This window comes from Pedobacter roseus (assembly GCF_014395225.1).
Classification (GTDB): domain Bacteria; phylum Bacteroidota; class Bacteroidia; order Sphingobacteriales; family Sphingobacteriaceae; genus Pedobacter; species Pedobacter roseus.
Genome location: NZ_CP060723.1, coordinates 28,740 through 44,601, shown reverse-complemented (window position 1 = coordinate 44,601; position 15,862 = coordinate 28,740). Strand labels below are relative to the sequence as shown.

At 42.2% G+C, this 15,862-nt stretch carries 6 protein-coding genes, 2 tRNA genes and 3 rRNA genes; 4 read left to right on the top strand and 7 right to left on the bottom strand.

The window, feature by feature from the left end:
* Positions 1-5: 5 nt before the first annotated feature.
* A complete protein-coding gene (locus tag H9L23_RS00190; protein ID WP_187593085.1) occupies positions 6-3,080 on the bottom strand; it encodes a SusC/RagA family TonB-linked outer membrane protein in 3,075 nt (1,024 codons plus the stop codon).
* Between the two features lie 176 nt (positions 3,081-3,256).
* Between H9L23_RS00190 and H9L23_RS00185 the strand changes: the two genes are divergently transcribed.
* From H9L23_RS00185 to H9L23_RS00170, 4 genes are all read left to right on the top strand, one after another.
* A complete protein-coding gene (locus H9L23_RS00185; RefSeq protein WP_187593084.1) occupies positions 3,257-4,543 on the top strand; it encodes a hypothetical protein in 1,287 nt (428 codons plus the stop codon).
* Between the two features lie 106 nt (positions 4,544-4,649).
* The gene (locus H9L23_RS00180) at positions 4,650-5,831 is read left to right on the top strand and encodes a glycosyltransferase family 87 protein (RefSeq protein WP_187593083.1); all 1,182 of its coding nucleotides are present in this window, start codon (positions 4,650-4,652) and stop codon (positions 5,829-5,831) included.
* Positions 5,831-6,763: a glycosyltransferase family 2 protein gene (locus H9L23_RS00175; protein ID WP_187593082.1), complete on the top strand. Its 933-nt coding sequence runs from the start codon at positions 5,831-5,833 to the stop codon at positions 6,761-6,763. The genes H9L23_RS00180 and H9L23_RS00175 overlap by 1 nt, the downstream gene beginning before the upstream one ends.
* Positions 6,764-7,543, top strand: a complete 780-nt coding sequence (locus H9L23_RS00170) for a polysaccharide deacetylase family protein (protein ID WP_187593081.1) — start codon at positions 6,764-6,766, stop codon at positions 7,541-7,543.
* Positions 7,544-7,631: 88 nt separating this feature from the next.
* On the opposite strand, the gene H9L23_RS00165 is transcribed toward H9L23_RS00170, so the two are convergent.
* The 6 genes from H9L23_RS00165 to H9L23_RS00140 form a co-directional block, all read right to left on the bottom strand.
* Positions 7,632-9,398 (bottom strand): S8 family peptidase, encoded by a 1,767-nt coding sequence (locus H9L23_RS00165; protein WP_187595367.1) that lies wholly within the window; start codon positions 9,396-9,398, stop codon positions 7,632-7,634.
* Positions 9,399-9,906: 508 nt separating this feature from the next.
* A 5S ribosomal RNA gene (gene rrf / locus H9L23_RS00160) occupies positions 9,907-10,018 on the bottom strand.
* A gap of 82 nt (positions 10,019-10,100) precedes the next feature.
* Positions 10,101-12,977: ribosomal RNA gene (locus H9L23_RS00155) — 23S ribosomal RNA — on the bottom strand.
* Between the two features lie 364 nt (positions 12,978-13,341).
* Positions 13,342-13,415: transfer RNA gene (locus H9L23_RS00150), tRNA-Ala, on the bottom strand.
* Between the two features lie 15 nt (positions 13,416-13,430).
* A tRNA-Ile gene (locus H9L23_RS00145) sits at positions 13,431-13,505 on the bottom strand.
* A 252-nt stretch (positions 13,506-13,757) separates the two neighbouring features.
* Positions 13,758-15,279: ribosomal RNA gene (locus H9L23_RS00140) — 16S ribosomal RNA — on the bottom strand.
* Together the 16S, 23S and 5S rRNA genes with 2 tRNA genes alongside form the textbook arrangement of a ribosomal RNA operon.
* Positions 15,280-15,862 lie beyond the last annotated feature (583 nt).

Sequence of the window (15,862 nt, the reverse complement as noted above, 5' to 3'; positions counted from 1 at the left end):
AACCGTTAAAATTTAACTGCAACTCCGCCCAAGAAGGTGGTAACAATCGGATAACTGGCATTTCCAGATTCGGGATCGGCATATTTTGGGAATTTACTGCTGGTGAGGAAATCATTTGCGGCAACATAAATCCTGATAGACTGCAGGCCGATTTTTTTTAATAATGCCTGTTTATTAAAAGTATAACCCAGCGTGGCATTCTTTAACCTGAAATATGATCCATCTATCAGCCAGAAATCGGAACTGGCATAATTGTTTGTACTGCTCGTGTTGGATAACCTTGGATACTGTGCTGCAAGATTTTGTTCTGCACTATTGCTTTTACTCCAGAAATTGCCATCAAGCAGGGTTGGAAAATTACCGAACTGCTCCTGAAAAGGCCTTACTACATCATTATTCAACCTGCTTAATCTTTTACCTACACCTTGAAAAGCCATACTAAAATCGAATCCTTTATAACCTACATTAATATTACCACCATATTGGTACCGTGGCAAAGAGCCACCAAGCAAAACACGGTCATTGGCATTTATGATCCCATTATTATCAAGGTCAACATAGCCGATATCGCCAACGGTAATGGCAGAACTGGTTCTTGCAGCCCCGTTTGCAGTAGCTACATTTTGGTAAATCCCCGTTGATAAATAACCATACCATTCGTTAAACTGGCTGCCTTCCATATTTACCTGCTGACTGTTAATTTCCTGGCGGGTACCGTTCATATTTTTGATCTTGCTTTTGGCATCGGCAATGTTAAAGCCTGCGCTATAAGTAAAATCGCCAATCTTATCTTTCCAGTTTAAACCAAGTTCCCATCCATATACATCTAAAATTCCGGCATTTTGAGTCGGCCTGTCGTAACCTAGGTTATAGGGGATATCCAAAGAAAGCAATATATCTTTGGTGCTCTTTTTATAATAATCGGCAGTAACACTTAAACGGTTGTTTAAAAAAGCAGCATCGATACCGATATCAGATGATTTGGTGGTTTCCCATCTGATATCCCTGATGGCATAAATGGTTTGGGCAGCAGTTGTTAAGGGTACCAATACGCCGTTCTGATAAAACAGTGCGGTATTGGAAAGATCGATCGATGCCTGAGAAGGATAATAATTTTGCGCATTATTTTGATACGGGTTAGTAATGCGCTGATTACCCACACCGCCATACGAAGCCCTTAATTTTAGAAAGCTTACCCACTTTACATTTTTCATAAAGTTTTCTTCCGAAATGCTCCATCCGGCCGAAAAAGAAGGATAAGACGCGCCACGGAATCCAGGAGCAAAACGTGAGGATTGATCATACCTTAAATTGGCCTGAATATAATATTTACCCATAAAATCGTAGGTTAACCTGCCGAAAAACGATTGAAGGCTCTCCTGCCCCGCATCACTTGAATTATCTCTCAAAAGCTGCGAGCCCACACTTAAATAAGGATAATCGGTTAATGCAAAGCCATCCCTACCCGCACCCAATGTTTCATAGTTAAAGTAAATGCTCTCAAAACCTGCCAAAGCACTAAAATTGTGCTTATTGTTAAAGCTTTTAGTATAATTGGCTAAAAACTGACTGTTTAACTGGTAAGTTTCGTTCCGTGATTCCCTTAAAGTGGTTAACGCAGTATTGGTAGCAGCGCTTGGTGTACCATCAGCATTGGTGTATGCAATTTTTTTCGAAAAGGCCTTACTCTTGTCAAAATCGAATGTAGGTGCCACCTGGGCTGTTAAGGTTAAATCCCTAATGGGTTTAAAATTTAAAGCCAACCGGCCTTGTAACTGATTTGAAGCCCCTGTTGTGGTTCCACCTTCGTTTAACTGCGCCAATGGGTTTCGTCCGTCCTTTGCAATAGCATAGGCCCCATTGGTATAAGTAGCAGCATAAATGGGCGGCATTACCCTGGCTTCGTAAATCGGGCTCTGTCCACTAAATGGATTGTTTACCGGCGAAAGATTATTTAAACGCCTGAATGATAAATCGACATTAGCATTGAATTTATCACTTAGCTTAATATCGTTGTTTACCCTAAACTGGTAACGTTCGTAATTGTAGTTATTGTAAAAAGCGCCAATATCCTGGTAGCCAAAAGAAGCTTTGGTTTTTAACTTTTCGGTACCGGACGTAAAACTCAGGTTATGCTCCTGCCTTGGGGCATAATCTCTGGTTAAAATAAGGCTTTGCCAATCGGTATTTCCAAAAGGGAACAGATCTGGCGTTGCGGCCCTGCGTGCATCAAAGTTTACAATGTAATCATTCGCATAAGGTCCGGTTGCTGCACCGTCATTAGTGGCCTGCTCATTAAAATACCGCATGTAGGTAGGCGAGTTTACATAAGTTGGTAAGGCTGTAGGTTTTTGCAGGGCGTACTCAAAATTGTAATCGAGGTTTGAAGCTCCATTCTTGCCACGCTTGGTGGTAATCAAAATTACACCTGCTGCACCTCTTGATCCGTAAATGGACGCAGAAGAAGCATCTTTTAACACACTAAACGATTCTACATCATTAGGGTTCACCAGATCCATACTACTTACGGGTATTCCATCAACCACTACCAAAGGTGCATTCGAGTTTAAGGTGGTTACGCCCCTGATCTGTACTGTTGCCCCGGCACCCGGTGCCGCACTACTCCGCGTAACCGACACTCCCGGAATGGCGCCCTGTAACGACTCCGAAATCTGAGCAGTCTGCCTCCCGGTAATGTCTTCGGCACTGATCGTAGAAATTGCCCCCGTTAAATCTTTCTTTTTCTGGGTTCCATACCCAACCACCACCACATCGTTAAGGTTTTTTGTATTGGCAGCCAGACTGATGGTCAGGCTTGTTCCGGTTATCGAAACCATTTGTTCCTGATAGCCGATATAGGTAACCAAAAGTTTGTCAGAACCAGTTGGAACATTTAAATTGAATAGTCCATTTACATCTGTTGTGGTACCTATTTTAGTGCCGGGAATAGTAATGGTAACACCGATAAGACTTTCTTTGGTACCTGCGTCAATCACCTTCCCGGTAACCGATTTGGTTTGTGCTTTTAGTGCATAACAACTGCACAAAAAGAACACCATTAAGAGTAGTTTTTTTTTCATTAAAATTTGGTTAGTTTTATAAAAAATAGTTTGTTTTGCAGCGAAAGAACTTTTTTTTTTCATTTGCTATGATAAACTTAGGCAATGATCCACGTCCCAAAACGATAACCATTTATACAAATGTTTACCAATATTATTGACAAGCCAACAAACTAATAATCAACCACTTAAACTAAATGAATAATGAGTTTGTACAGCCCGAAAATTCTGTTTTTTTTAAACAGCTGGATATTTGTTGTAAAAAAGTAGCACACCAGGTCGGCGAAAAAAGCATTTCGGAATGGAAGAATAGCGATTACATCAAACTCAGCGGTTTACTGCACCGTAAAACAAAGGTTCATTTAAGCGAAAATACACTAAAGCGCATTTTCGGAAAGCTTAAAAAACCTACACGTTATTACCCCCAAAAAGCAACGAGAGATGCCCTTGCTCAATTTATAGGTTTTAGGGATTGGTATGAATTTGAACTCTTGCATGCGGTAACCGAAAAGGAGAGCGATATAAGCCAGGCTCCTCCGCCAATACCTGCAAAACCCAGGCGTAATTATGCCTTATACTTCATGCTTGCTTTTTTTATTGTAGCTGTACCTGCCAGTATTTACTACTTTTTTGGAAATAATGAAGTTCGCAACGTGCAACTCCGCTGTTTAAATCCCGAGGGAAAGAGTCCACATTCCGCTATTTTTAAGCTGGATATTAATGGAAAACTGTCTGATGAACTGAGCAATTTTACGATAGATTTTGCAGATAGCAGGTTAAAGCAATCGAATTTTAGCGACAGTACGGCGAATCATTATTACGAAACGCCGGGAAGGTATTTCCCGATATTGTACCATAAAAATACCATCATAGATACGGCTTATGTGTACCTGCAGAGCAAAGGCTGGGATATCATTGCAACCATGCAAAATGATTCGACGAGGGTATATCCAATATTAAAAAAGATTTCTACAGCGCATGATTATCATGTAACCAGCAGAGATGTGCTGGATGCCGGCGTTGATACCAGTAAAACATTTTTTGTGTCGTTTGCCAATGTACGGCCAACACAGATCAGCGCTGATAATTTTGAGTTCGATGCGGATATTACTACTTCTGCTGAAAGACCCGGTGTACGTTGCTCTCAGGTAGATCTGGTTTTTTATGGAGAAAACGATAAACATTTCCTCAGCATCATTAAGCCTGAGTGTACGGTTTGGGGTTCATACAAATTTTCGGAAGTCAACAAAAAAGGTGAAAAGGATGATTTAAGAGAGTTTGGACATGACCTCACCAATGGCGGCCGGATTAAATTAAAAATAGAAAACCAACAGGTAATCCTGTTTATAGATGGCAGGGAAATCTTTAAAACCAAATACCATAAACCTATTGGAAAGCTAATGGGCTTTAAGATTGTTTTTGCAGGGATAGGCTCTTTCAAAAATTTCAGCCTTTCTGATCTAAAAACCGGCGAAAAATTTTAAGCGTACCTTGCTAAAACTTCTCTCACCACTTCAAAAAAACAAGGTCCAAAAAGAATAGATCATTAAGCAAGCTGTTAAAATAGTTATATTAGCGGCACTAATCATAATGAACAATTCTAAGAACGCTGGTTTGAACAAAGTATTCTCATTTCTTTTAAAAAAGCAATGTGTTATCGTCATTTATCTCCTATTGGCTATTATTGCCGGTTTCAAACAATATCACCATCATTCGTACAACAATTACCTGATCTTTAAATATGTATACTGGCATACTACAGATCTGCAAAATTTATATAATAATTATGCTGAATATCGGGATAGCAACCATTACGGACCGGTATTTTCGGTTTTTATTGCACCTTTTGCCCTTTTACCCGATGGTTTAGGCTGTATTTTATGGAATATTGCAAATGTATGCATACTGCTCTGGGGTATTTATAGTTTACCTATATCGCTTAAAAAACGTACTATTATTGCCTGGATCTGCGCACACGAAGCGTTAACCGCTTTATTTAGTTTCCAGTTCAATATTGCCTTAACCGGTATTATTTTGCTCAGTTTCTCTTACCTGGTCAAAAAAAAGGAGGTGCAATCGGCATTTTTTATTGCATTTGGTACCTTGGTAAAACTTTATGGCATAGTAGGACTTGCTTTTTTCTTCTTTACAAAAAATAAACTTAAATTTATTTTAGGCTGTTTTATTGCCTTTGCTTTGTTATTTGCCTTGCCTATGGCGATTTCGTCGCCAGCATTTGTAATTCAGTCTTACAGCGATTGGTACCACTCTTTGGCACATAAAAATGACCTGAATGCCTCATTAACTTCTTTTCAGGATATTTCTTTAATGGGAATGGTTAGAAGGGCAACAGGAAATATCAATATTCCGAATATGCCGTTTTTGCTGGGTGGATTAATCTTATTCGGATTGCCTTATACCCGCATTAACCAATACAAACATTTAGGTTTTAGGTTAATGTTACTGGCATCAACATTGATTTTTACGGTAATTTTCAGCAGTGGATCAGAATCGCCAACTTATATTATTGCATTTGCAGGTGTGGCCATCTGGTTTATGGTACAACAAAACCCCAAGAACGGTTGGATAATCGCATTGTTTATCTTTGCATTTATACTCACCAGCCTATCGCCAACCGATATTTTCCCCAAGGCTGTTAAAGAATTTATTCGTCTATATTCGTTTAAAGCCCTACCTTGCGTAATCATTTGGCTTACCATAATATATCAAATGATGAAAGAAGATTTTAAGTCTTATCTGATTGCCGATTAATGAATAAGTTAGTTTCTATAGTAATCCCTGCCTACAATGAAGCCGATAATATTTTCGTAATTGCCGAAAGTATTAAAAATGTTTTTTCGGTGATTGATTACCGTTATGAAATTATCCTGGTTGATGATGGCAGTGCTGATCACACCCTCGAAAAAATAAAGGATTATGCAGCAACGGCTGATAATATCTTCTTTCTCGAATTTTCTAAAAATTTCGGGCATCAACTGGCGGTAAAAGCTGGTATGGATCATGCTTTTGGCGATTGTGTAATTTCTATGGACTGTGATATGCAGCATCCGCCTGAGCTGATCCCTGAAATGCTGCAGAAATGGCAGGATGGATTTGAAGTGGTTTATACCATAAGGGAAGAAGATAAAAATCTGTCAAAAGGCAAAAGAAGCTCATCAAACCTGTTTTACAAAACCTTAAACTGGTTATCTGATATCGATTTAGAGCCGGGAGCAGCCGATTTCAGGTTATTAGATCAAAAAGTGGTAAGTGTTTTCAGGAATTTCCACGAAAACGAACCTTTTCTACGCGGTTTGGTAAAATGGCTCGGGTTTAAACAGTTCGCCATCAGGTACAATCCGGCTGCACGTTTTTCGGGACAAAGTAAATACACCCTTAAAAAAATGTTCAGGTTAGCCTTACACGGTGTTACCTCTTTTAGTATTAAACCACTATATACTGCGGTATACCTGGGTTTCATTCTTTCTTTTGCCTCTGTACTTTACATACCCTACATTATTTATGCTTTTGTAAATCATGTAGAGGTTTCTGGCTGGGCATCGGTAATTATGACCATTGTCTTTTTTGGAGGGCTACAGCTTATTATTTTGGGCATTATAGGCATTTATGTAGGCAAAATGTTCATGCAGTCTAAAAACCGCCCTAATTACATTATCCGTTCAACTAATATTCAGCAAAAATAAATGGTGTTGTTAAGTTTTGATATTGAAGAATTTGATATGCCATTTGAGTATGGAAAAGATATTTCTTTTGAAGATCAGATTTCCATTTCCAGAGCAGGTACCATTGCCATTTTGGATATTTTAGATAAATACAACGTAAAAGCAACGTTTTTTTGTACGGTAACTTTTGCCGAAAACATTCCCGATCTCATTAAGCGGATTACTGAAACAGGGCATGAACTGGCTTCGCACGGGTATTATCATTCAGATTTTAAACCCGAACATTTACTTCAATCAAAACTCAAACTCGAAGAACTTTCTGGTAAAGAAATTACAGGTTACCGTATGGCGAGGATGATGCCTGTTGATGAAAAAGAAATAGAAAAGGCAGGATATACTTATAATACCTCTATAAACCCAACCTATTTACCAGGTCGTTACAATAATTTTAACATCTCGAGAACACATTTTGTTAAAGATAATGTATTGCAGATTCCGGCATCAGTAAGTCCGTTAATACGTTTCCCTTTATTTTGGTTGTCATTTCATAACTTACCACTCAGCATTTACAAAACACTGGCCAGCTGGACTTATAAAAAGGATAAATACCTGAATATTTATTTCCACCCCTGGGAGTTTACCGATCTGAACGATTTTGAGCGCTTTGGTTTCCCTGGTTACGTGAGGAAAAATACGGGCAAAAAAATGGTCGAACGCATGGAAGCACTTATTTCGTGGATGAAGGAGAAAAACTATCCGTTTGGGACCTTTCAGGAGTTTATTAAAACCCTAAGCGCGTAAATTTTCAATTTACCTATTTTTTCGTTTGACATTCAGGACATTTACGGAACTTTTTAGCTCCGGGCTTCCAAAAAACTAAAAATCTCCTTTATTTATACGTCTCTGCTAATTTAAGTGCATTATAGGTGTTTACAATCCCGCCACTCACACATATTTCGCTAAAAAGTACCCTAACATTTTCACCTTTTTCGTTTTTGTATTTTATTTTGTGTGCTACTTTCGAAACCGACTTCATAATAATTTCCCTCACCTGAGCAGGTTTTAATTCCGGATAATAGCTTAAAATCAGTCCGGCTAAACCAGCAACAACCGGCGAAGCCATGCTTGTTCCATCAGCTTCTTCATACTTAATATCTGGCACTGTAGATTTGATCAAAAACCCAGGCGCAAAAACATCAACACTATATTTGCCATAATTAGAGAAATCTGCTTTCAGGTTATCATCGTCTTTATAGGCACTAGCGCCCACTTCGATCCAATTACTGGCGTGTGGAAGATTGAACTTAGCAGAATCTATAACGATCGGTTTAACCAGCGCTGATCGTTCAAAAGGAGGCCGCATACCCATTCCATTATTCTGGCCCATTGGGCGGGGTGGGGTAAAATCGGGCTTAGCAGGCTTTTTGTTGGCTTCCTTATAAGCTTCAGCTTCTTTGCTATCGAAAAACTTATTGGGAAAATTTTCTTCTATATCATTGTTCTGGTTATCGTTCCCTGCGGCATGAACCAGTAAAACACCTTTGCTTTCAGCATATTTAACTGCAGAATCTACAGCCTTTTTATCCCATTTATAGCTCTTACCGAAACTCATATTGATAACTTTCGCACCATTATCAACCGCGTAACGGATACCGTTGGCTACATCTTTGTCACGCTCATCACCAGTGGGTACAACACGAATGGCCATAATACTTACATTATTGGCTACCCCTAATATGCCAACATTATTTGTACGGTCGGCACCAATAATGCCAGATACATGTGTACCGTGGAAAGCATCAGGTCCTTTTACATCGTTGTTTCCATAAACTTTCTGGTAAGAATTGCTATAATCATCACCTACTAACTCGGCACGCATATCATATTTAGGATTCAGGTTATATTTTAGCATGGCATCATATTGCTTATACCCTTCCTTTATATTTTTGTAAAACTTATCAAAACCGCCATCTTCTTTAGAACCTTTTCTGATAATGGTTTTTACTTGTTCCTCAGTTTCATCATCAGCTTTGTATCGGTCGATATCCTCAAGGGTTGGCATCTCCTTCCTATTGATTTTGGCTACAGAATCTAAAACTTTGTTAATGGCAATGAGCACAGAAAAAGTATTGCTGGCATCCTCGTATTTTTTACCGAAATCGCCAACCATTTTCTTATATAACTTATATTCTTCCTTCTGCGTACTATCTAAAGGTGTTAAATTGGTTGTTGATTGATATTTTGGCCTGTAAATCCTTAACAGCCTAACCAGTTCCAGGTTATCAAACTCGAGGTTTCCCTTTTTAGAGCCGATAAAATTCCAGCCATGTATATCATCGATGTAGCCATTGCCATCATCATCTTTTCCATTTCCGGGGATTTCCTTTTTATTTGTCCATAAAACCTGCTGCAGATCCGGGTGATTGGTATCTACTCCACCATCAATTACGGCTACAATGATATTCTGTTTGGGCTTTTTATCTTTTAACAGCTCACGATAAGCCTTTTCGGTACTGATACCAAAATAGCCATTCTCCAGTAAATCTAAATTAAACCAATTGGCAGGGAGCTGTACATTTTTATTCTGAGCAAAAGCACTAAGGTTTATGCAGAAAATAAAAACAAGAAAAGTTAATTTCTTAAGGTTAGCGTTCATCATAGTATTATGTACGTAATGCTACAATAATACGGTTTTATTACCTTGAGGATGTAAGATTTTACATTTTTTAACAAGAGGTGAGCAATCAATTCTGGAGCGCAGTGGCATTACAAATATCAAAGCTTACCTCATACTGTACTCTTAGACAATTCAAAGGATCCTAAAAATATAATTTCTTCATTTTTGGAGCGCAGGTTTCTGTGCGCATGGGTTAGGTTCGGTCCTGCTGTACGCTAAATCCTTTTGGGAAACCTATCTGTTAAACAATTTCATCTTTGCCCAAAAGGGATACCGCTTCCATCAGGGCTATTTTAGCCGGAACAGCACATAGAAGATGTAAAAGATGTAAAATGTAAAATGGATGATGGAATTGATCTGTGTAAATCACCTTTATCTGCGGGAGCAAACCCTTAACTTTTCTTAACTCCTTAATGGTAAGAAACATGAAAAAAGCTTATAAACGAAGAAAACCCTTTAACGATGTTGTTAAAGGGTTTCTTTTAAGATTTGGCACCGACCTACTCTCCCACGTGTTACCGCAGTACCATCGGCTCTGGTGGGCTTAACTTCTCTGTTCGGAATGGGAAGAGGTGGACACCACCGATATAGGCACCTAAATTTCTTTAGATAAGCTATCTCGAGCTTAAATGACATATTATTGAAAGAAGTTAGTTTGAAGAACAAACAACAGTCTGTTTGCTTTGAAAGCTTCGGATGATTAGTACTACTCGACTGTGCTGTCGCCAGCTTTACATCTGTAGCCTATCAACGTAGTAGTCTGCTACGGTCCTATATGGAATTCTCATCTCGTGGCTAGTTTCGCACTTAGATGCTTTCAGCGCTTATCTATTCCCAGCGTAGCTACTCTGCAATGCCCCTGGCGGAACAACAGATTCACTAGAGGCTGGTCCAACCCGGTCCTCTCGTACTAAGGTCAGCCCCACTCAAAATTCCTACGCCCACAACAGATAGGGACCGAACTGTCTCGCGACGTTCTGAACCCAGCTCGCGTGCCACTTTAATCGGCGAACAGCCGAACCCTTGGGACCTTCTCCAGCCCCAGGATGTGACGAGCCGACATCGAGGTGCCAAACCTCCCCGTCGATATGAGCTCTTGGGGGAGATCAGCCTGTTATCCCCAGCGTACCTTTTATCCTTTGAGCGATGGCCCTTCCATGCAGAACCACCGGATCACTATATCCGTCTTTCGACCCTGATCGACCTGTATGTCTCACAGTCAAGCAAGCTTATGCTATTGCACTCCGCGTACGGTTACCAAGCGTACTGAGCTTACCTTTGAAAGCCTCCGTTACCTTTTTGGAGGCGACCACCCCAGTCAAACTACCCATCAAACAATGTCTCCCGAATGATCGGGATTAGACACCGAATACAGAAAGGGTGGTATTTCAACGTTGGCTCCACGACGCCTAGCGACGCCGCTTCAAAGCCTCCCACCTATCCTACACATCCTGTATCCAATGTCAATGTTAAATTGTAGTGAAGGTGCATGGGGTCTTTCCGTCCCGTTGCGGGTACCCGGCGTCTTCACCGGGACCACAATTTCACCGAGCTCATGGCTGAGACAGCGCCCAGATCGTTACACCATTCGTGCAGGTCGGAACTTACCCGACAAGGAATTTCGCTACCTTAGGACCGTTATAGTTACGGCCGCCGTTTACTGGGGCTTCGATTCAATGCTTCTCCTTGCGGATGACATCCCCTCTTAACCTTCCAGCACCGGGCAGGTGTCAGGCCTTATACCTCATCTTTCGATTTTGCAAAGCCATGTGTTTTTGTTAAACAGTCGCCTGGGCCTTTTCACTGCGGCTGACATTGCTGCCAGCGCCCCTTCTCCCGAAGTTACAGGGCCATTTTGCCGAGTTCCTTAGCCATGATTCACTCGAGCACCTTAGAATCCTCTTCCCGGATACCTGTGTCGGTTTGCGGTACGGGTTTTTATAACCTGAAGCTTAGCGGTTTTTCTTGGAAGTCTGATTACCTGCGCTATCCACTCACCCGAAGGCTTGCGGTACTATCGACTTTCAGCTAGACTGGCGGATTTGCCTACCAATCTAATACCTACTGTCTTTAACGATCTATTCCGTCAGATCGCGGCAGTGTCACTACTCCGTCCCCACATCGCAGTTATAAAAAGTACTGGAATATTAACCAGTTGTCCATCGAATTTCCCCTTCGGGTTCTCCTTAGGTCCCGACTAACCCTGATCCGATTAGCGTTGATCAGGAAACCTTATCCTTTCGGTGGGTGGGTTTCTCGCCCACCTTATCGTTACTTATGCCTACATTTGCTTTTCTAGAAACTCCAGCACCCATTACCAGGTACCTTCGCTGTCGCTAGAATGCTCCCCTACCGATATATTTCAATCCCATAGCTTCGGTGTACAGTTTAATGCCCGTTTATTATCCATGCCCGATCGCTCGACTAGTGAGCTGTTACGCACTCTTTAAATGAATGGCTGCTTCCAAGCCAACATCCTAGCTGTCTGTGCAATCGGACCTCGTTAGTTCAACTTAACTGTAACTTGGGGACCTTAGCTGATGGTCTGGGTTCTTTCCCTCTCGGCGCGTGACCTTAGCACCCCGCGCCTCACTGCAGATCATATTTCATAGCATTCGGAGTTTGTCTGGATTTGGTAGGATTTGACTCCCCCGCACCCAATCAGTAGCTCTACCTCTATGAAACTTAATATCCACGCTGTTCCTAAAAACATTTCGGGGAGTACGAGCTATTTCCCAGTTTGATTAGCCTTTCACCCCTACCCACAGATCATCCGGAAACTTTTCAACGTTTATCGGTTCGGTCCTCCAGTACGTGTTACCGCACCTTCAACCTGTCCATGGGTAGATCACAAGGTTTCGCGTCTACCCCCTCTGACTATACGCCCTATTCAGACTCGCTTTCGCTTCGGATCCGTGCCTGAAGCACTTAACCTTGCCAGAGAGGAGTAACTCGTAGGCTCATTATGCAAAAGGCACGCCGTCACACCACTTGGATGCTCCGACCGCTTGTAAGTACACGGTTTCAGGTTCTATTTCACTCCCCTGTTCGGGGTTCTTTTCACCTTTCCCTCACGGTACTGGTTCACTATCGGTCTCTCAGGAGTATTTAGCCTTACCGGATGGTGCCGGCAGATTCCCACAAGGCGTCTCCGACCTCGCGGTACTCAGGATACTACTAGCCTAGCATTCTATACGTGTACCGGGCTATCACCGTGTATCGCTGGGCTTCCCATCCCATTCCACTTCTGTTTGCTAATGACACATCGTAGTCCTACAACCCCACTAATGCCGTAACATTAATGGTTTGGGCTCTTTCCCTTTCGCTCGCCACTACTTAGGAAATCATTGTTATTTTCTCTTCCTCTGCTTACTTAGATGTTTCAGTTCGGCAGGTTTGCTCATTATATGTGACATGTCTTCAACATGCCGGGTTGCCCCATTCGGAAATCTTCGGATTAATTCCTATTTGCAAATACCCGAAGCTTATCGCAGCTTATCACGTCCTTCATCGCCTCTGAGAGCCAAGGCATCCCCGTGTACTCTTTATTACTTTCTTCTACTCATACGCCTTTTGCGCCGTATGGTATGCTTTTTTTGCTCTTGTTATGATGTCTCATACTTATTGGTCTCTTGCGATCCCTTTAAGTGAGCACAAACACAACAGTCGCCTATTGTTGTTTGCTCTTCTTTTTTAACTTCTTCCAATATGTCAAAGAACTTTACTGAACCTGAAGGCCGAAGGTATAAAGGCGGAGGGTTTCATTGTCCCCAACCTAAGCTTCGTTCCAGCTTCGTTAGTAAAAAACTGCGGTCTCGAACCGTTTCATACTTTTATTTGTATGTGCCCCGTGGCGTTTTCTTCTTTCTTAATCTTTATGTCAATGTATATTATCTATCCCGATAATAAGGTATGTATTCTGTGGAGAATAACGGAGTCGAACCGTTGACCTCCTGCGTGCAAGGCAGGCGCTCTAGCCAGCTGAGCTAATCCCCCAAAAGGATTTAAATGTAGTCCCGTCCAGATTTGAACTGGAGACCCCTACATTATCAGTGTAGTGCTCTAACCAGGCTGAGCTACGGGACTTCTTGTTTAAGGTAGGCTTTATTTAGTCGCAGTATATAGTATCTTACCGCTACTGCTTCCCTTTTTGGCTTACCCTTCTTGTCTCCGTTGCGCTATACCTTTATAGTATGCCCACCGTTTTCTTCTGGGTGTTTCTTTTGTTTTTTTTAAAAGTATTCAGTATCAAGTACCAAGACCTTCAGCCTTATTACCCTCTACCTTATACCTTATTGAAATATCATGTTGCGTTGCGGGTAGGCGATGCTACTCCAGAAAGGAGGTATTCCAGCCGCACCTTCCGGTACGGCTACCTTGTTACGACTTAGCCCCAGTTACCGGTTTTACCCTAGGACGCTCCTTGCGGTTACATACTTTAGGTACCCCCAGCTTCCATGGCTTGACGGGCGGTGTGTACAAGGCCCGGGAACGTATTCACCGCGTCATTGCTGATACGCGATTACTAGCGAATCCAACTTCATGGGGTCGAGTTGCAGACCCCAATCCGAACTGTGAATGGCTTTGTGAGATTCGCATCATATTGCTATGTAGCTGCCCTCTGTACCATCCATTGTAGCACGTGTGTAGCCCCGGACGTAAGGGCCATGATGACTTGACGTCGTCCCCTCCTTCCTCTCTGTTTGCACAGGCAGTCTGTTTAGAGTCCCCACCATGACGTGCTGGCAACTAAACATAGGGGTTGCGCTCGTTGCGGGACTTAACCCAACACCTCACGGCACGAGCTGACGACAGCCATGCAGCACCTAGTTTCGTGTCCTTGCGGACTGATCTATCTCTAGATCATTCACTAACTTTCAAGCCCGGGTAAGGTTCCTCGCGTATCATCGAATTAAACCACATGCTCCTCCGCTTGTGCGGGCCCCCGTCAATTCCTTTGAGTTTCACCCTTGCGGGCGTACTCCCCAGGTGGAACACTTAACGCTTTCGCTTAGCCGCTGACTGTGTATCGCCAACAGCGAGTGTTCATCGTTTAGGGCGTGGACTACCAGGGTATCTAATCCTGTTTGATCCCCACGCTTTCGTGCCTCAGCGTCAATAAGACCATAGTAAGCTGCCTTCGCAATCGGTGTTCTGAGACATATCTATGCATTTCACCGCTACTTGTCTCATTCCGCCTACCTCTAGTCCATTCAAGCCCATCAGTATCAAGGGCACTGCGATAGTTGAGCTACCGTCTTTCACCCCTGACTTAACAGGCCGCCTACGCACCCTTTAAACCCAATAAATCCGGATAACGCTTGGATCCTCCGTATTACCGCGGCTGCTGGCACGGAGTTAGCCGATCCTTATTCTTCCGGTACATTCAGCTACTTACACGTAAGTAGGTTTATTCCCGGATAAAAGCAGTTTACAACCCATAGGGCAGTCTTCCTGCACGCGGCATGGCTGGTTCAGAGTTGCCTCCATTGACCAATATTCCTTACTGCTGCCTCCCGTAGGAGTCTGGTCCGTGTCTCAGTACCAGTGTGGGGGGCCATCCTCTCAGATCCCCTAGTCATCGTCGCCTTGGTGGGCCGTTACCCCGCCAACTAGCTAATGACACGCATGCCCATCTCAATCCTATAAATATTTGAACATTGGATAATGCTATCCTGTGTTTTTATGCGGTGTTAATCCGGATTTCTCCGGGCTATCCCCCAGATTAAGGTAGGTTGCATACGCGTTACGCACCCGTGCGCCACTTTCGATAAAAGCAAGCTTCTATCTATCGTTCGACTTGCATGTATTAGGCCTGCCGCTAGCGTTCATCCTGAGCCAGGATCAAACTCTCCATTGTAAAATGTGTTGTAAGATGCTGACCAGTTTTAACTATTGTTAAAAATAGTCTTCTTTTTGTTATGTTGTCTGTTAGACACCACCTTTAAAATAAAGCAAAATAATCATGTACTTTGATTAGTACTCCATTACCCCGCTACGCTACATTGACATCTCTTTTAAGAACTTATTGATCTGGTAAACCTCACGGCCGATCTTTATATTGTTAAACCTTCACTCCGTTAAAGTCTTGTTAGTCTTTAGCTTCGCGCCGGTATTTTCAATCTTGTTTTTGTTATCTTTCCGACATCCGCCGTTCCGATTTTTTTGCCCTTCCTTTCGGTTGGGAGTGCAAAGGTAAGGATCTTTTCCGAACTTCCAAATAAAATAAATTTTATTTTTTTAGCCTTCTTTTTCTTCTTTCCTCTATTTCAATATGCTGGTGTTAACCAGCTTTCCGTTCTTCCGAACCGGGCTGCAAAGGTAGCAATCTTTTTCTCTTCCGCAATATTTATTTTAAAATAAATCCTGCCCTCTTTATCACTAAGCCATCTTTTCAACTAAAACCCTTCCTCCGAAGCGGGATGCAAAAGTAGGAAAATTCT